General features: G+C 65.0%; 14 protein-coding genes. 9 read left to right on the top strand and 5 right to left on the bottom strand.

All coding sequences use genetic code 11. From position 1 onward, the window contains the following. Positions 1-39: 39 nt before the first annotated feature. On the bottom strand, positions 40-1,572 hold the full coding sequence (locus tag ZAL01S_RS07105; protein ID WP_066081710.1) for a GMC family oxidoreductase: 1,533 nt from the start codon (positions 1,570-1,572) through the stop codon (positions 40-42). Positions 1,573-1,773: 201 nt separating this feature from the next. On the opposite strand from ZAL01S_RS07105, the gene ZAL01S_RS07100 reads away from it, so the two are divergent. From ZAL01S_RS07100 to ZAL01S_RS07070, 7 genes are all read left to right on the top strand, one after another. Further along, positions 1,774-3,903 carry a primary-amine oxidase gene (locus ZAL01S_RS07100; protein ID WP_083523166.1) on the top strand — a complete coding sequence of 710 codons (2,130 nt, stop codon included), beginning with the start codon at positions 1,774-1,776 and terminating at the stop codon, positions 3,901-3,903. A gap of 215 nt (positions 3,904-4,118) precedes the next feature. After that, positions 4,119-5,588: a fumarylacetoacetate hydrolase family protein gene (locus ZAL01S_RS07095; RefSeq protein WP_066081708.1), complete on the top strand. Its 1,470-nt coding sequence runs from the start codon at positions 4,119-4,121 to the stop codon at positions 5,586-5,588. After that, a complete protein-coding gene (locus ZAL01S_RS07090; RefSeq protein WP_083523162.1) occupies positions 5,585-6,370 on the top strand; it encodes a GntR family transcriptional regulator in 786 nt (261 codons plus the stop codon). The genes ZAL01S_RS07095 and ZAL01S_RS07090 overlap by 4 nt, the downstream gene beginning before the upstream one ends. A 36-nt stretch (positions 6,371-6,406) precedes the next feature. Then, positions 6,407-7,903 carry a 5-carboxymethyl-2-hydroxymuconate semialdehyde dehydrogenase gene (gene hpaE / locus ZAL01S_RS07085; protein WP_066081707.1) on the top strand — a complete coding sequence of 499 codons (1,497 nt, stop codon included), beginning with the start codon at positions 6,407-6,409 and terminating at the stop codon, positions 7,901-7,903. Between the two features lie 200 nt (positions 7,904-8,103). Further along, positions 8,104-9,249: a 3,4-dihydroxyphenylacetate 2,3-dioxygenase gene (gene hpaD / locus ZAL01S_RS07080; protein WP_066081754.1), complete on the top strand. Its 1,146-nt coding sequence runs from the start codon at positions 8,104-8,106 to the stop codon at positions 9,247-9,249. A 308-nt stretch (positions 9,250-9,557) separates the two neighbouring features. After that, positions 9,558-10,520 (top strand): C2 family cysteine protease, encoded by a 963-nt coding sequence (locus ZAL01S_RS07075; protein WP_066081705.1) that lies wholly within the window; start codon positions 9,558-9,560, stop codon positions 10,518-10,520. Positions 10,521-10,541: 21 nt separating this feature from the next. Beyond that, on the top strand, positions 10,542-10,817 hold the full coding sequence (locus ZAL01S_RS07070) for a hypothetical protein (protein ID WP_066081704.1): 276 nt from the start codon (positions 10,542-10,544) through the stop codon (positions 10,815-10,817). 7 nt (positions 10,818-10,824) lie between these two features. Here the strand turns inward: ZAL01S_RS07070 and ZAL01S_RS07065 are convergent, their stop codons facing one another. The 4 genes from ZAL01S_RS07065 to ZAL01S_RS07050 all read right to left on the bottom strand — a co-directional run bounded on the left by ZAL01S_RS07065 (position 10,825) and on the right by ZAL01S_RS07050 (position 15,239). Then, a complete protein-coding gene (locus tag ZAL01S_RS07065) occupies positions 10,825-12,180 on the bottom strand; it encodes an MFS transporter (protein ID WP_066081702.1) in 1,356 nt (451 codons plus the stop codon). A gap of 228 nt (positions 12,181-12,408) precedes the next feature. Continuing rightward, positions 12,409-13,014 carry a response regulator transcription factor gene (locus tag ZAL01S_RS07060; protein ID WP_066081700.1) on the bottom strand — a complete coding sequence of 202 codons (606 nt, stop codon included), beginning with the start codon at positions 13,012-13,014 and terminating at the stop codon, positions 12,409-12,411. After that, positions 13,011-14,222: a sensor histidine kinase gene (locus ZAL01S_RS07055; RefSeq protein ID WP_159421628.1), complete on the bottom strand. Its 1,212-nt coding sequence runs from the start codon at positions 14,220-14,222 to the stop codon at positions 13,011-13,013. Before ZAL01S_RS07055 ends, ZAL01S_RS07060 begins: the two co-directional genes overlap by 4 nt. A 36-nt stretch (positions 14,223-14,258) precedes the next feature. Beyond that, on the bottom strand, positions 14,259-15,239 hold the full coding sequence (locus tag ZAL01S_RS07050) for a CPBP family intramembrane glutamic endopeptidase (protein ID WP_066081696.1): 981 nt from the start codon (positions 15,237-15,239) through the stop codon (positions 14,259-14,261). Positions 15,240-15,413: 174 nt separating this feature from the next. Between ZAL01S_RS07050 and hpaH the strand changes: the two genes are divergently transcribed. Continuing rightward, positions 15,414-16,199, top strand: coding sequence for a 2-oxo-hept-4-ene-1,7-dioate hydratase (gene hpaH / locus ZAL01S_RS07045; protein WP_066081694.1), 786 nt, complete (start codon positions 15,414-15,416; stop codon positions 16,197-16,199). Next, on the top strand, positions 16,184-16,996 hold the full coding sequence (locus ZAL01S_RS07040) for an HpcH/HpaI aldolase family protein (RefSeq protein WP_066081692.1): 813 nt from the start codon (positions 16,184-16,186) through the stop codon (positions 16,994-16,996). The genes hpaH and ZAL01S_RS07040 overlap by 16 nt, the downstream gene beginning before the upstream one ends. Positions 16,997-17,114: the final 118 nt, after the last annotated feature.

Raw genomic sequence — 17,114 nt, 5'->3', positions numbered from 1 at the left:
CGAAACCGCGCGTATCGAAATCACAGACCCGTTCAATAACTACGGCTGCAGCATGAAGTCGGCCACACGTTCCCCGATCATGATGGCCGGGGCGTTCGTGTTGCCCGAGGGCACACTCGGCATCACGGACGCATCTGCAACTCGAACGCCTTCGAGCCCGTGCACCTTGAGCGTCTTCGGGCACACGACCGCGAGCGGATCAGCTTCGGGACCCATCTTGCAGGTGCCAACCTGGTGGTGATAGGTCACGACCTGCTCGCGCATGTACTGGATGAGCTCATCATCGGACTCCACTTCGGCACCGGGCAGGACTTCAACAGCGCCCCACTCCTCCGCGAGCGCAGGCTGCGCACCGATCTCTCGCATCTGCTTCATTGAGGCGAGGAGGGACCCGACATCCTCCGGCGCTTCGAGCACATGCGGGTCCATGAGCAGTGGAGCCTTTGGATCGTTCGACGCGAGGCGAAGGTGACCGCGCGAGACAGGACGCACCATCCCGGCCTGCAGGGTGAAGCAGTTCTCAGGCACCTCAGTGCCGGGCGGCACCATCGGCAGCGCGAAGAAGATCGGCTGCGTGTCGGGCACAGGGGATCCTTGACGGAACGTTGTCCACGAGTGCACCTGCGCGACGGGCTGGTTCGTTTGGCGCTGTGCGATCTCGCGCCTGGTGGCATGGAACACGATGGGCACGAGGAGGTGGTCGTGCAGGTTCTCGCCAACGCCCGGAAGGTCATGGGTGAGGGGGATGCCAACCTCGGCGAGGTGCTCTGCCGAACCGATACCGGAGTGCAAGAGGATGCGCGGCGAATCCAGTGCGCCAGCACAAAGGATGACCTCGTCCGCGCGGAATTCACGCTCCTCGCCATCCTGCTCTGCGAGTACACCCACGGCACGACGTTCTTCAATGAGGAGCTTCGTCACCCACACACCCGTGTGCACGGTGAGCTTGGGGTCGTCCATCCGGTCGTGCACGTAGGCGCGCCAGCTCGAGAGACGCTCACCGTTGCGGGTGGTGAGCTGCATCCAGGAGACGCCCTCGACATCGTCGCCGTTGTAGTCGTCGTTGTGTGGGATGCCCGCTTCAACGCACGCGTCGTGGATGCCTTCAAAAATCGGCATTCGTTCGTATCCTTCATCGGACACGTCCTGCAGGCCTTCCGTGCCCCGCCCCTCGCGCTCGGGGCCAATCCAGCGTTCTGCGCGCTCAAAGTAGGGCGCGACCTCCTGCCATGACCACCCCTCCGCACCTTCGGTCACCCAGCGGTCGTAGTCCGCATGCGGGCCTCGCACCCAGATGGATGCGTTGAGCGAGTGAGAACCCCCGAGGACTTTGCCGCGCGGCCAGTGAAGCTTTCGTCCCGCGGCGTGCCGCTGCGGGGTCGTGAAGTACCCCCAATCATCATCGGAGAGCCACAGCTCGCCCAGTCGGCCGAGATCATGGATGGCTGGATTCTCATCGCTTCGGCCCGCTTCAAGCAATTGCACCTCGACTCCTGCGTCGAGGAGGCGACGGGTCACGACCGATCCTGCCGACCCGGCACCGACCACGATGGCTGATCGCAATACATTCATGGGTATCCCCTGTTCTCGTCGTTGAGTGGGTGGAATCATTTTCAGTGCTCGCCTCCCCGCCCGCTTGCTTGCGACTGCACGGCTCATGCTCGGGCGCGCAAAGGCGGCCCGTCGCCTTGCTGCCAGCAAGCAGGCGCTGGCACCCTGTCCGAAAGCACGATGGCGCAGCGTCGCGCCGTTATTGGCGACAAGGAGGTCACCATGGCTGATGTCACGCATACGCACGGCAAGCGCGTGTCGCATCTCACCGAGCCAACGCATCCACTCGATCAGCTTGCACCGAGTGAGATTGAGCGCGGCCGCGCAATTCTGGAACGCGAAGGCAAGCTCAGCGAGACGAGCCGGTTCCCGAGCGTCATGCCAGTCGAGCCGCCGAAGGACGTCGTCCGCGCCTTCACGCCTGGCAATGACCTCCACCGCCGCATCGAGTACATCGTCCTCGACACGGCCACGGGAATCTCGGTTGAATACATCGTGAACCTCTCGGAGGACGCCATCGAGCGCGAGCGCCGCGTCGACTCAGACGTCCACCCCTACGGTCAGCCGACGTACCTCTTTGAGGAGTTCGAGCAGGCCGATCAGATCGTTCGCTCGTGCCCGGAATGGCAGGCAGCGATGCGGCGTCGAGGCCTGGAAGACCATCTCGACACGGCATTCATCGGGCCGCTCGCGCCTGGCTTCTTTGCGCGGGATGACGAGCAGGGACGCCGCGTCATCCGCTCGGTGACGTTTCTGAAGGAGTTCGAGACGGACTCGCACTGGGCGCACCCGGTCGAGGGGCTCCTCGTCACGCTCGATCTCACAAAGGGCGAAGTGATTCGCGTCGAGGACGACTCGGACACCCCCACGCACATGGGGTCGGGAAACTACGGGCCGGATGTTGCGGGTCCTGATCGTGAATCGATCAAGCCGATCGAGATCACCCAGCCGGAAGGGCCGTCGTTCACGGTTGAGGGATCGAAGGTCGAGTGGGAGGGATTCTCGTTCCGCGTCGGGTTCAATGCCCGTGAGGGTCTCGTGCTGTCGCAGCTCACAGTGAAGGACGGCGACGAAGAGCGCCCGATCATGTACCGCGGTTCGGTGCCGGAGATGGTCGTCCCCTACGGCGATACCTCGATCAATCGGTACTGGATTAGCTACTTCGACGCGGGCGAGTACTACCTCGGCAAGAACGCGAATTCCCTCGCGCTCGGCTGCGACTGCCTCGGCGTCATCCACTACTTCGATGGATCGTCGCACGACGATCATGGCCGCCCCGTCACGATTCCGCAGGCGGTGTGCATGCACGAGGAGGACTACTCGATCCTCTGGAAGCACACCGAGCTCGGCCACCAGCCGGATGTGCGACGCCAGCGTCGCCTCGTCATCTCGTACTTCGCGACGGTCGGCAACTACGATTACGGCTTCTACTGGTACCTCTACCTCGACGGCACGATCGAGGTAGAGGCGAAGGCGACCGGCATCGTCTACAACGGTTCCGGCATCCCGGGCGAGATTGAGCCACACCGCAGCGAGATCGCGCCGGGGCTGTTCTCACCCGTCCACCAGCACCTCTTCTGCGCCCGCCTCGACCTCGAAATCGACGGCGCCGACAACTACGTCGACGAGGTCGACCTCGCACAGGTGCCGATGGGCGAAGCGAACCCGTACGGCAACGCCTTCACCTGGACGAAGACGCGCATCGAAACCGAGCAGGGTCGCACGGCCGACAATCTCAAGGGTCGCACCTGGCATATCGGCTCGAATTCACGCCGGAACCACATCGGAAAGCCCACCGAGTACCAGCTCATCAGCGAGGGCCTACCGACCCTGCTCGCAGACCCTCATTCGTTTGTTGCGGCGCGCGCGGCCTTCGCGTCGAAGCACACCTGGGTGACGAAGTACCACGAGGAGGAGCTCTGGCCAGCGGGCCGCTACCCGAACCAGCACGCTGGCGGCGGAGGTCTTCCCGAATATATCGCGGATGCGGAATCGGTGGACGGCGGCGACATCGTGCTCTGGCACACCTTCGGCCCAACCCACATCCCGCGGCCGGAAGACTGGCCGATCATGCCGGTGGATGCCTACCACTTCTGGCTCAAGCCCTACGGCTTCTTCGACCGGAACCCCGCGCTCAACGTGCCGGACTGGTCGACGCGCGGTGCGGGCGGATGCTGCGAGAGCAATAGCCCCTCGGACGCGGACGTCGCCGTGAGTCCCTGTTGTTCGTCGGGCGCCGATGCACCGGCTGAGGTCGAGTCCATGGAGGCGCAGCACGCGGGCGCGAACCCCTCCGCGGCGTCTGCACCGCCGCCGGAGACACCGCTCCCCCGCTTCGGCGTCCGGAGCTAAGTCAGCTCCCCCCTCTCAACTCGCGCAACAAGCCCACATTTTCTGGCCCAAATGGTTGGTGCGGTGCCATATGTGGCACCGCACCAACCATTTGGGCCAGTTTTCTCGGCATGGGGCTTCGGTCAGGGAGGGAGGGAGGGGGTTTCGGCGGGGTGGCGGATCGTATATGATTGGGGGTGACGCAATGACGCGAGCACACCCTGTTGGAGGACGCCATGACGACCGACTTCACCACCCCTGAGCACCGTCCGGGCAAGATCATCGCCCTGCACCTCAACTACCCCTCGCGCATCGCCCAGCGCGGCCGCAGCCCGAAGTTCCCCGGCTACTTTTTGAAGCCCGCGACAAGCATCGCCAACACAGGCGACACGATCGAGCGCCCGAAGGGCACCGAGCTCCTCGCATACGAGGGTGAGATCGCGCTCATCATCGGCGAGACCTGCCGCCGCATCTCCCCCGAGGACGGCTGGTCGAAGGTATCTGGTGTGACGGCCGCGAACGATTGGGGCCTCTACGATCTCCGCCACGCCGACAAGGGTTCGAACGTCAAGAACAAGGGCGGCGACGGCTACACGCCACTTGGCCCGAACGTCATCCCGGCATCCGCCATCGACCCGACGGCGCTGCGCGTGCGTACCTGGGTGAACGGCACCCTCGTACAGGACGACACGACGGATGCCCTCGTCTTCCCCTTCGGTCAGCTCGTGGCCGACCTCTCACAGCTCATGACGCTCGAGCCTGGCGACATCATCCTCACTGGCACGCCCGCTGGCTCGTCGGTTGCCCAGCCCGGCGACACTGTCGAGGTTGAAGTGGATGCCCCGAGCGCGCCCGGCGCCCCGAGCACGGGCCGACTCGTCACCAAGGTCGTCGAGTCAGAGTTCGAGATGGCCGCCTTTGGTGCGCAACCGAAGGTCGACAACACGCAGCGCGCAGAGGCCTGGGGTTCCCGCGAAGCTGCCGGCCTTGACGATCCGCGCGCGATCCTCAGCCCCGAGATGCGTGCACGCATCGAGTCGGTTGCCGTCGCCACGATCTGGGCACAGATGAACAAGCGCGGCATCCCGAACTGCACGATTGACGGGGTCACGAGCAACAAGCCAGGCCGCCGCATCCTCGGCTTCGCGCACACGCTCCGTTTCATCCCGAAGCGCGAAGACCTCTTCCAACAGTTCGGTGGCGGCTTCAACGCACAGAAGCAGGCAATCGACTCGGTCAAGCAGGGCGACATTGTCGTCATGGAAGCTCGCGGCGAGAAGGGCACCGGCACGGTCGGCGATGTCCTCGCGATGCGCGCGCAGTTCCTCGGCGCCGACGCAATCATCACCGACGGCGGCGTGCGCGACTCCGAAGCGGTCGCCGAGCTCGACATCCCCGTCTACTCCTCCGGCAACCACCCGGCAGTCCTCGGCCGCCGTCACGTGCCGTGGGAAGTCGGCGGTACGATCGCCTGCGGCGGCACCGCCGTACAGCCGGGCGACATCATCATCGGCGACAACGACGGCATCGTTGTCATCCCGCCCGCCCTCCTCGAGGAGGTCATCACGGATGCGGAGGCGCAGGAGCTGCAGGACGCGTGGGCGTTCGAGCAGGTGAAGCAGGGCCACAAGGTGGACGGTCTCTTCCCACCGAATGCCGAGTGGAAGGCGAAGTTCGAGGAGTGGAAGGCGAGCGAGGGACGATGACCCCCACGCCCCTCGCCACTCGCCAGCACACAAACTCGGCCCCCGCCACGACGGGTCGCTCAAAGTCGCAGCTTGCGCGTGAGTTCATCCGCGAACGCATTGCGAACGGGAGCTATGTGCCCGGTTCGCGGCTCGTGCTCGACCAGATCGCACGGGAGCTCGAGGTGAGCCCGGTGCCGGTTCGCGAAGCGATCCGCTTGCTCGAGGCGGAAGGCCTCGTCACCTACGACCGCAATGTTGGGGCACGCGTCGCCGTGCTCGAAGAAGATGTCTACGTCGACTCCATGCAGACGCTCGCACTCGTCGAGGGCTTCGCGACGGCACTCTCGGCACCCCACCTCACCGCCGACGACCTCACCGAGGCACGCGAGGTGAACGCACAACTCCGTGAAGCGATCACCTCAGAAGACCCGCACGCCTTCCGCACCGGAAACCAGGCGTTCCACCGCGTGCTCGCCCGCCGCTGCCCCAACGCACACGTCTTCGAGCTCGTCGAGCGCGGATGGACGCGCGTCGACACCCTCCGCGAAACGACCCTCGGCTTTGTGCCCGGTCGCGCACGCAATGCGGTCGTCGAGCACGACACCATCCTCACGCTCCTCGAAGCGCACGCGGATGCGGGCACCATCGAAGCCGCGGCCCGCGGTCACCGGCTCGCAACCCTCGAAGCGTTCCGGGCACGCGGCTTTGGCGCGGACGCACCCGGATCCCCTCAGGCAGCACCCGCGCCAGTCGGCAGCCCCGACCTCGTCTTTCCAACAACGACACACATCGATCACTGAGTCCACGGACGCAACGACGCCCCCAAGGAGCACAGCATGACCACGATCCCGCAGCACGTCCCCACCGACATCAAGCACTACATCAACGGCGAATTCGTCGACTCGGTCTCGGGCGAGACCTTCGAGGTGCTCAACCCCTCCACGAACGAGGTCTACGGCAAAGCCGCCTCAGGCGACAAGGCCGACATTGACCTCGCAGTCGCGGCCGCCACCGAAGCCTTCTATAACGGCCCGTGGCCGAGCATGGCCCCGCGTGCCCGTGCCCGCGTCCTCAACAAGATCGCCGACCAGGTCGAGGCGCAAGACCAAGCCCTCGCCGAAATCGAAACCTGGGACACGGGCCTTCCCATCACTCAGGCGAAGGGCCAGGCTCAGCGCGCGGCCGAAAACTTCCGCTTCTTCGCGGACCTCATCGTTGCCCAGCACGACCACGCCTTCAAGGTGCCCGGCCGCCAGATCAACTACGTGAACCGCAAGCCCAAGGGCGTCGCTGGCCTCATCACGCCGTGGAACACGCCGTTCATGCTTGAGTCGTGGAAGTTGGCACCCGCGATTGCTTCCGGCTGCACCGTTGTCCTGAAGCCCGCCGAGTTTACGCCGGCATCCGCGCAACTCTGGGCGAAGATCTTTGAAGAGGCGGGCCTGCCGAAGGGTGTCTTCAACCTCGTGAACGGCTTCGGCGAGACCGCCGGTGATTCGCTCGTGAAGCACCCGGATGTCCCGCTCATCTCCTTCACCGGCGAGAGCCGCACCGGCCAGATCATCTTCGGAAACTGCGCCGAGCACCTCAAGGGCATGTCGATGGAGCTCGGCGGCAAGTCGCCAGCCGTTGTGTTCGCGGATGCCGACCTCGAGAAGGCCATCGACTCGACCCTCTTCGGCGTCTTCTCCCTCAACGGCGAACGCTGCACCGCGGGTTCGCGCATCATGGTCGAGCGCTCCATCTATGACGAATTCGTGGAGCGCTACGCGGCCCGCGCGAAGAACATCAAGGTTGGCGACGTGTTCGACCCGGCGACCGAGGTTGGTGCGCTCGTGCACCCGGAGCACTACGACAAGGTCATGTCCTACCTCGAGATCGGTAAGAGCGAAGGACGCCTGCTCGCTGGTGGTGGCCGTCCCGAGGGCTTTGGCGAGGAAGGCAATTGGGTTGCTCCGACTGTGTTCGCAGATGTGAAGCCGGATGCCCGCATCTTCCAGGAGGAGATCTTCGGCCCGGTCGTCGCGATCACGCCCTTCGACACCGAGGATGAGGCGCTCGAGCTCGCGAACAACACCCGCTACGGTCTCGCCGCCTACATCTGGACGTCGAACCTCGAGCGCGGCCACAACTTCGCCCAGAACGTCAACGCCGGCATGGTGTGGCTCAACTCGCACAATGTGCGCGATCTCCGCTCCCCGTTCGGCGGCGTGAAGGCCTCGGGCCTTGGTCAGGAAGGCGGCTACCGCTCGATCGACTTCTACACCGATCAGCAGGCCGTCCACGTCACGCTCGGCGACGTCCACACGCGCCGTTTCGGTGCGGACGAATAGTCGCACCCGCCGCGGGCATCGCCCCGCGCCTTCATCTGCGGCGTCGGCCGCATCCCATCCACCAGCCGTGGCGTTTGGTCAACGGCGCCCAGACGGCACACCGCGGGAGGTCTCCCGCCACCCCTCGCTGGTGCGGCGGCACCCCGCTGCCGCCGCACCAGCACCCCACTTCACTGGCACTCACGCAAGGACGCATGATCATGTCTGCACTCAACGACCGCACGCTCTCTTCCTCCGGTTTCTACGTCACGAAGGAAGCACCCATCCAAGCCCCGAACCCGGTCCCCACCCCTACCGCTCCCGCGCCCGACATCCTGCGCTGCGCGTACATGGAGCTCGTCGTCACCGACCTGGCGAAGTCGCGCCACTTCTACGTTGACGTGCTCGGCCTCACCGTCACTGAAGAGGACGAGCACACGATCTACCTCCGCTCGCTTGAGGAGTTCATCCACCACAACCTCGTACTCCGCAAGGGTCCAATCGCTGCTGTTGCCGCGTTTTCGTACCGTGTGCGCAGCCCCGAAGACGTGGACCGTGCTGAAAGGTTTTACCGGGAGCTCGGCTGCCGCGTGGAGCGCCGAAGTGAAGGTTTCGTGAAGGGCATCGGCGACTCAGTCCGTGTCGAAGACCCGCTCGGATTCCCCTTCGAGTTCTTCTACGAGACCGAGCACGTGGAGCGCTTCGCCTGGCGCTACGACCTGTACACGCCGGGTGCGCTCGTGCGCCTCGACCACTTCAACCAGGTCACCCCGGATGTGCCGCGCGCGGTCCGCCACTACCAGGACCTCGGCTTCCGAGTCACCGAAGACATCCAGGATGACGAGGGCACGGTCTACGCCGCGTGGATGCGTCGCAAGCCCACCGTGCACGACACCGCCGCGACCGGTGGTGACGGCCCGCGCATGCACCACGTCGCCTTCTCGACGCACGAGAAGCACAACATCCTCGCCATCTGCGACAAGCTCGGATCGCTCCGCATGTCCGACTCGATCGAGCGCGGCCCCGGCCGTCACGGTGTCTCGAACGCCTTCTACCTCTACCTGCGCGACCCGGACGGCCACCGCGTGGAGATCTACACGCAGGACTACTACACGGGCGACCCGGACAACCCCGTCATTACCTGGGATGTACACGACAACCAGCGTCGCGACTGGTGGGGCACGCCCGTCGTCCCGTCCTGGTACACGGATGCTTCACTCGTGCTCGACCTCGACAGCAAGCCACAGCCGATCATTACCCGCACGGATGCTTCCGAAATGGCGAAGACGATTGGCGCGGATGGATTCTCGTACACGCGCAAGGAGGATGGCACCGCCGAGGGCATCAAGCTCGGCAACCAGCTCTAGGCGCACGACTCCATCAGAGCCTGATGCTCCGGCCCGGGCCGACCTCGTTCGGCTCGTGGCCCGAAGCTATGCCCTCAAGCTTGTGCCACCGTTTCGGACGTTTGCCACCGGTTTTTCGGTGGCAAACGTCCGAAACGTTGGCATTTGCGTACCCGCTCCACGGGGAGCGGTAGCCCACACACGGGCACGCCGCATGGTCACCTCTCCCCATGGCCTGCCAGAGAAGGCCCACCTACGCTGGTTCGGGTTGCGGTTGGGGGATGCCGCAGAGCCGGGCACCGCATCCTGATGACGAGGGGGGACGCACGATGCAGATCGGAGCAGCAGCGCGTCCAGCCGACCTCGCCCTGGGCCTCGCCGCAGATCCGCGCCTTGCCGCCCGCGTCGCTGAGCTTGAGGCATCCGGCGCCGCCTACGCCTCCGACCTCGCCTTCATGGCACCCGCCGTGCGAGATGTGCACCGCCAGATGGCTGGCGCTCACCAGATTCACGTCGACGATGCCGCGAAGCACACCATCCGCCCGGGCCACAACGTCGTCGATGGCACCTTCCATTACGCGGATGTCAACCAGGGTGCGCTCGACGACTGCTGGGTGCTCGCTCCGATCAGCAGCATCGAGAAGGCCGATCCGGGGTTTCTTGCCCGCCACGTGAGCTACGACGCGGCCAGCGATGCCTACAAGGTGACGCTTTTCGATGAAGCGCGCAAGCCGGTCACGATCGATGTCGCGAACAGCTACGTCGGCAACGGCAGCGACCTTGCCTTCGCGGGCAGCGACGCCAGCAAGGCGAACCTTGCGAGTGTTTATGAGAAGGCGTTCGCTGACTACTACGGCACACGTTCCGGGCACGGCGACTACGCCTCCATCTCGGGTGGGCCGCCCGCCGAAGCGATGATTCGCATGACGGGCGAAACCCCGCAGTGGCGCGAAGTCATCCCGAACCCCTACGACATCGCCGACAAGGGTGTGGATGGCGCGTGGCTGCGCGAACGCATTGCCCACAACGAACCGACCGTCCTCACGACGAAGGGCGACGGCATCACTGATCTTGACCCGATCGTCCCCCGCCACGCGTACCCACTCATTGACGTGCAGGATGTTGCGGGCCGCGACTTCGCCGTGCTCTACAACCCGTGGGGCTCGAACCCGGTGAGCGCGAAGGCGGCGGAGGCGATCGCAAGCCAGCTGAAATACGATGCGGGACATCTCGCGATCCCCGTGGAAGACATCCAGCGACTCGGGAACGCGGTCACGCACCTCAAGCGGTAACGCTCGCTGATTGGAGGCCTCATGGATGCACAATCAATCATGCAGGGCGCGGTGGGATCCGCGTTCCAGGTGAAGATCGGGCTCGTGGATGTGCTCACCGACGGCGATTCGGCGCGTGCCCGCCTCCACACCTGGACTCGAGAGGGTGACGAGTTCGACCTCACCGTCCACGAGGGCGAAGAGGTCGAGCTCTTTGGCCGCGGATCGATTCGTGTCACGAAGGTGCTGCCGCTACCGCCAGCACCGAACTCTCCGAGCGGTGCGATCGAGTTCACGCCGCTCGAGGCTGAGGCCTAGCAGTCGGTCAGACCAGCTGCCGTTCGGTGACAGGCTCGGTTGCAGGGACTGTCGCTGCGACGTCCTCGCGGTACGGCTCAATCTTCAGGATCCCCGCGATCGCGACAATGAGGAACACAGCGGTGCCGAGGTAGAGCGCGAGCGGCGTCGCTCCCCCGTCAAGAAGCGCGCCGACCAGCACCGGCGATGCGATGCCGCCGATCTTGCCGACTCCGAGCGCGACGCCGACACCCGTCGAACGGAGCGAGGGCCCATACGCGGTGGGAGCGGTCGTGTAGACCCCGGCAATGGCTGCGTTCAGGAAGAAGCCGACGAGCAGCGCTGCGGTGAAGGCGAGCGGCACGATGCTCGTTGTGAGGATGAAGGCCGCAAGTGCGAGCGAGGCGAGGGCTGTGAGGACAGCGAAGACCGAGCGGGCAGGCCACTTCGAGGTGAGCGCACCGTAGCTGAGGGCGCCCGCGATACCGCCGATCGAGATGGCGATGACCGCGAAGATGCCCTGCTCAGGCGTGAGTCCGGTCTTCACGAGGAGCTTCGGCGTCCAGGAGCTTGCGAACTGGTAGGCGGCCTGTAGGAGGAAGAAGGTAAGCCAGACAGCGAGTGTCGTCGCGAGGTAGCGAGGCGAGAAGAGGCCAGCGAAGGCACCAAACTGGCCGTGCTGGCGCGGTGCAGCTTCGACCACAACCGGTTCGGAAACACCCAGTCGCTGGATGAGACGTTCGAGTTCTCGTTCGATGCGGGCACTTGCTCCGCGTCGTTCCGCGAGGAAGGCGAGGGACTCGGGCAGGAACACCGCGACCAGGGCGAGCACGACGAGGTTGAGGGCGATCCCGAGGACAAACACCCCCTGCCAGCCGAAGGTCTGGATGATGGGAGCTGCCGCGAGACCGCCAAGCGCGCCGCCGATCGGAAACCCGGCCGTGAACAGGCTCAGCACCAGCCCGTGGCGGCGTTCGCTTGCGAACTCGCTGGCGAGCACGGTCGCCGCGGCAAGGCTGCCGCCCACGCCGATGCCCGTCACGAGTCGCCAGCTGATGAGCCCGGTGAGGTCATGTGACAGCGCAGTCAGGGCAACGCCGAGGGTGCTGAGTGCAAGTGAGGCAAGAAGGGCTGGACGTCGCCCAATCCGGTCGCCGATCGGGCCGAACACGAGCGATCCGATACCCGCGCCGATGCCTGCCGCACCAAGTACGAGGCCGAGGTCTGTGCCGCTCAGCGCCAGCTCGGTGCTCACAGCATTCGACGTGAAACTCATGGCGAGCACGTCGTATCCATCGAGCGCGCTCAGGAGCGCGCAGACGGCGACGATGATCCACTGCGCGCGGGACATGCGCGCAGTGGCGAGGTAGTGGCGAAGGTTCATGGCGCGCGTCCTTTCTGTCGTTGCGCGGGCCCGCCGCGTCGGTACAACGTTGGGCCGTGGGACGCGTTCAGTTTCTCGGCCTCCTTCCGCCTCTGCAGCTGTCACGGTCACGAACCGTCGCGCGGCGTCACAGAACGACACAGAGCGATGCGCTCATGGCGTGGAAGAGTGCCCGGCGGCCCCAACCGTGCCGAGGCGCAGCCCGAGCAGCACTGAGCGTGAGCGCGACTAGATCCAGCCGCGCTCGCTCGCGATGCGAGCAGCCTCGTGGCGGTTCGATGCACCGAGCTTGGTGGTCGCGAGCGAAAGATAGTTCCGAACGGTGCCTGGCGAGAGATTCGCGCGCCGAGCAATTTCGTCAACGGGCGACCCTTCTGCGGCGAGCGCCAACACGTCCGCCTCACGCGGCGAGAGTGGTGAATCTCCAGCACCGATGGCTTCAGCCGCCAGCTCCGGGTCAACATAGCGGCCACCGCTGGCCACATCCCGCACCACCCGCGCGAGGACCTGTGCAGACACGGTCTTTGGCAAGAATCCACGCACACCGGCCGCGAGCGCTGTCTTGAGATAGCCAGGGCGGCCGTGCGAGGTCACGATGATGCTGCTGCACGACGGCGCCTCGGTGCCGAGAACGCGTGCCGTTTCGATGCCGTCAAGGGCTGGCATCTGCAGGTCGAGGACGGCAATGTCAGGCCTCATCGCTCGAGCCTGCTCAAGCGCTTCAACGCCGTTCGATGCCCGCGCCACAACGGTGAGGTCATCCTCGAGTTCGAGCAGTGAAACGAGCGCATCCCGGATGAGGGTCTCATCATCGGCAAGAAGGATGCGGATCATGCCGAAACTCCCTTCGTTGCGTGCGCCGTCACTTCGAGTGTGAACCATTCCGCGTCTCGCGTGGCTGTCACCGTACCGGCAAACGGCTTGACGCGCTCGCGCATCCCCGCGATCCCGGTTTGACTTCCGGACGTGTCGCGTCGCGCACCGTCGTTGGCGAGCAGAAGCGTGAGCAACCCACCCTCGACATTGATGCTCAGCGATGCCTGTGTCGCGTGGCTGTGCCGGAGGATGTTCGTGACGCCCTCGCGCACGATCCAGGCGAGCGCGGCACCCAACTCCTGCGGCACCGTGTCCGGTTCGCCCACGACCGTCGTGTGGATACCGGCCGAGGCGAGCAACGCTCGCGCCCCAATGAACTCCTGCCCGAGCCCGACTTCGGCTTCTCCGCGGACAATCGCACGCACTTCCTTCCCAGCACGATCAGCAATGTCACGAATCTCGTCGAGCTCCTTTGCCGCGTCGGTGGCGCGATCACGACGCACGAGTTCGCCGGCCAATGTCGACTTCACCGAAATCGTCGCGAGCGTCCGACCAAAGGTGTCGTGGAGGTCGCGTGAGATGCGAAGGCGTTCATCGGCCACGGCCAGTCGCGCTTGCGACTCGCGCGCCTGCTCCAGCTGCAGGAGCACGCGAACAACCCAGGCGAATGACCATGCGGTCATGAGCATGATGATCCCACCCATAGTCCACCACACGGAGACAGCGATGCCCGTGGCTTCGCCGAACAGGAGGAACAACACGCAAGCCTCAATCGCGTTCGCCATGATGAACGCGCCTGAGACAGCCAGCAGCGTCCTCCACGACATCCGGGGCGTCAGCATGGCAAGAGACGTGACGACGATGACGTTGACCGTCATCGTCCACGGCGTCATCGGGGTTTCCCACGGCATGCTGAACGCGATTGATGCGAGACCAACGAGGCCCCACGCCACAAGCAGCGGGCGCGGTGTCGGCGCGGGCGTTCGGATGGCGTTGAATGCGCTCCGCCCGACGAGCACCTGCAGTGGCACGTGAGCGACGCCCAGCAGCATCGATGCAAGGAACGTCCACGTAGCCGGGAATGCACCAGCTGATCCCGACGCCGCGAGCGCCCCCGCGAAGAAGAAAAGCTGTACGAGGGTGAAGCTGTACAGCGACCAGCGATAGTAGGCCTCGAATCGGCGAGTGTCCCGCACGAGGTCCGGCCGACGCTTCGTGTTCTTCACGGCGTTCATCCTTCCACGGGGGCGTCGCTGCACGAACTACGCCAGTTGCTTCAGGCGATGTTCCTTGCGACCTTCCCAGTACCAGGTGACGGCGACGATGACCGCCATGAGCGCGAGAGGAATGAATACGAAGGGGCCGCCGACACCGTTGCTGCGGTCGAACATTGTGTTGAAGTCAGCGCCCGACAAGCTCGCGAGCACGAAGGAGACAACGTTATTCGCAGCGTGCACCACGATCGACGTTTCCAGGCCCCGCGTCTTGTAAGCGAGGAGCGCACAGCCGAGCCCGAAGAGCGGGTAGTACACGATGAGCCAGGGATCGGTTGCGCCGTGAGCAAGGCCGAAGATGAGGTTCGAGACGATCATGCCGACGACGAGGCCTGCGCGTTCGCTGCCCGCCCAGCTCGCTGCAGCGATGTTCGCCGCCCCGCGGAAGGTGTACTCCTCACCTGCGGCCTGAAGCGGGGTGGTAAAGATCGCCACAGCGAGAAGCCCCCAGTGCATGGCGGTCATCGCGCCGGTGCCGAGCGAGGGCATCCAGAGCGGGTAGCTGAGATTGAGCAGCAGGTAGAGCGGCAGGATCCACAGCAGCGCCTTGCCGAGACGGCCCCAACGCAACCGCCCTTCGAGCGAGGACACGCTCCCCTTGGGCACCTTGTAAAAGAGGCGAGTCACGAGCGGCGCAATGAAGATCATGGACGCCCAGCTGAGGTTGAGGGCGAGCATCGTGATGGGGTTGATGGGGTTCGTGAAGCCGACGAGCACTCCGGCGAAGAAGCCGAGCACCTGGCTGATCACCATGATGACGCCGTAACTCAGTGCAAGCGTGAGGATGACGAGCAGGCCCTTCCACCATGGCTGACGGTGCGCGTGGAGGCCGTAGGTGTGGGGCATGGGGAGCCCTTCGCGAGGCTGAGCAGCCGCAGGAGTTTGCGCGGCGGGATCGAGCCCAACGGCGGCAGTGTGGCCTTCGGAGTGCGCCAGGAAGTGTGCGGTGGGGGTCTGGTTCTCGGTCATGGTTCCAGTGTGTGGATGAGCGCTCCTGCGCAGTAGTGCCACCAATCACTATCTTGCGTGAGGTATGTCATGGCCCGGGCATGACATGTGTCACGTCTGCGCTTGCTGGCTGATGCCCGCCTGCGCCCCGCGTTCCCCGGAGTCTTCCCGGATCCGCATGTGAGAATAAGCCGCATGCTTGAGCGATCAGACATCGAAGTCATCGCGGAGGAGCTCGCGCGCGCAGAGCGCGACAGGAGCGTCATTCCCCGCATCACCGCCCGTTACCCCGACGCAACCGTCGAGGATGCTTACGCCATCCAGGGGGTGTGGCGCGACAAGGCACTCGCTGAGGGGCGCCGCATCGCTGGCCGCAAGATTGGTCTCACATCAAAGGCGATGCAGCAGGCCACCGGCATCACCGAACCTGACTATGGCGTCATGTTTGCTGACACGATTCACGAGAACGGTGCCGTCATCGAACACGGCCAGTTCTCGAACGTCCGCATCGAGGTCGAGCTCGCCTTCGTCCTCAAGGATGCGCTCGAAGGCCCGAACTGCACGCTCTTCGATGTGCTCCGCGCGACCGAATACGTGACGCCTGCCCTCGAAATCCTCAACTCGCACATCGAGATGGAGGGCCGCACGATCGTCGACACGATCTCCGACAACGCGGCCTACGGCGGGATGGTGCTCGGTGGTAACCCAATGCGCCCGGACGAGATCGACGTTCGCTGGGTCTCCGCACTCCTCTACAAGAACGAGACGGTCGAAGAGACGGGCGTCGCCGCCGGGGTCCTCAACCACCCGGGCATGGGCGTCGCGTGGCTCACGAACAAGTTCCACCAGCACGGCCAGAAGCTTGAGGCGGGCGAGATCATCCTCGCCGGCTCATTCACGCGCCCGATGTGGATTGACCGGGGAGACACCGTGCTCTGCGACTATGGACGAATGGGGACGATTTCATGTCGCTTCGTGTAGACCTTCCGCCGACCTTCGCCGACCGCCTTCGCGAGGCTTCACGGCAACGCGCACTCGCCGGCATGTGGGTGTGCTCCGGTTCGCCGCTCATGGCCGAGATTGTCGCGGGCGCTGGCCTCGACTGGCTCTTGATCGATGCGGAACACTCGCCACTCGGGCTTGAATCGATTCAGCTGCAGCTGCAGGCGGCCGCCGCGTACCCGACCACGCCGGTCGTGCGCGTGCCAGTCAACGACAAGGTAGTCATCAAGCAATACCTCGATCTCGGGGCGCAGAACATGCTCGTTCCGATGGTGAACACGGCAGAGGACGCTGAAGCTGCGGTCGCGGCCATGCACTACCCACCGCGCGGCGTGCGAGGCGTCGGCTCAGCACTGGCTCGTGGTGCGCGGTGGAATCGCGTGCCCGACTACCTGGCGCGAGCATCCGAACTCGTTTCACTCACCGTGCAGATTGAGACGGTTGAGGCGGTCGAGAATGCTGACGCGATCGTCGCGGTGGATGGCGTGGATGCGGTGTTCGTCGGACCGAGCGACCTTGCCGCGTCCATGGGCCTACTCGGCGAGCAAGAGCGTCCCGAGGTCGTTGCCGCGGTCGAACGTGCGATCACCGCTGCGCACAAGGCGGGCAAGCCCGTCGGCGTGAATGCATTCGGTGAGGAAGCCCGCAAGCGATACCTCGATGCCGGGGTCGATTTCGTGCTCGTCGACGCGGATGTGGCGACCGTCGCCCGCACCTCCGAGAAGTTCGCCGCCGAGCTCTGCTCCGGCGATTCCACCACCCGCGCGAGCTACTAACCCCAGCCCCTCTCCCCCGTCCCCTCCCGTCTCCCGCCTCCCGCAAGAAATCTGGCGCAAATGGTTGGTCCGGTCACAAATTTGTGACCGGACCAACCATTTGCGCCAGATATGTTGA

The organism is [Zimmermannella] alba NBRC 15616, assembly GCF_001570905.1.
Taxonomy (GTDB): Bacteria; Actinomycetota; Actinomycetes; order Actinomycetales; family Microbacteriaceae; genus Pseudoclavibacter; species Pseudoclavibacter albus.
This window is presented reverse-complemented; position numbering and strand designations above follow the sequence as displayed.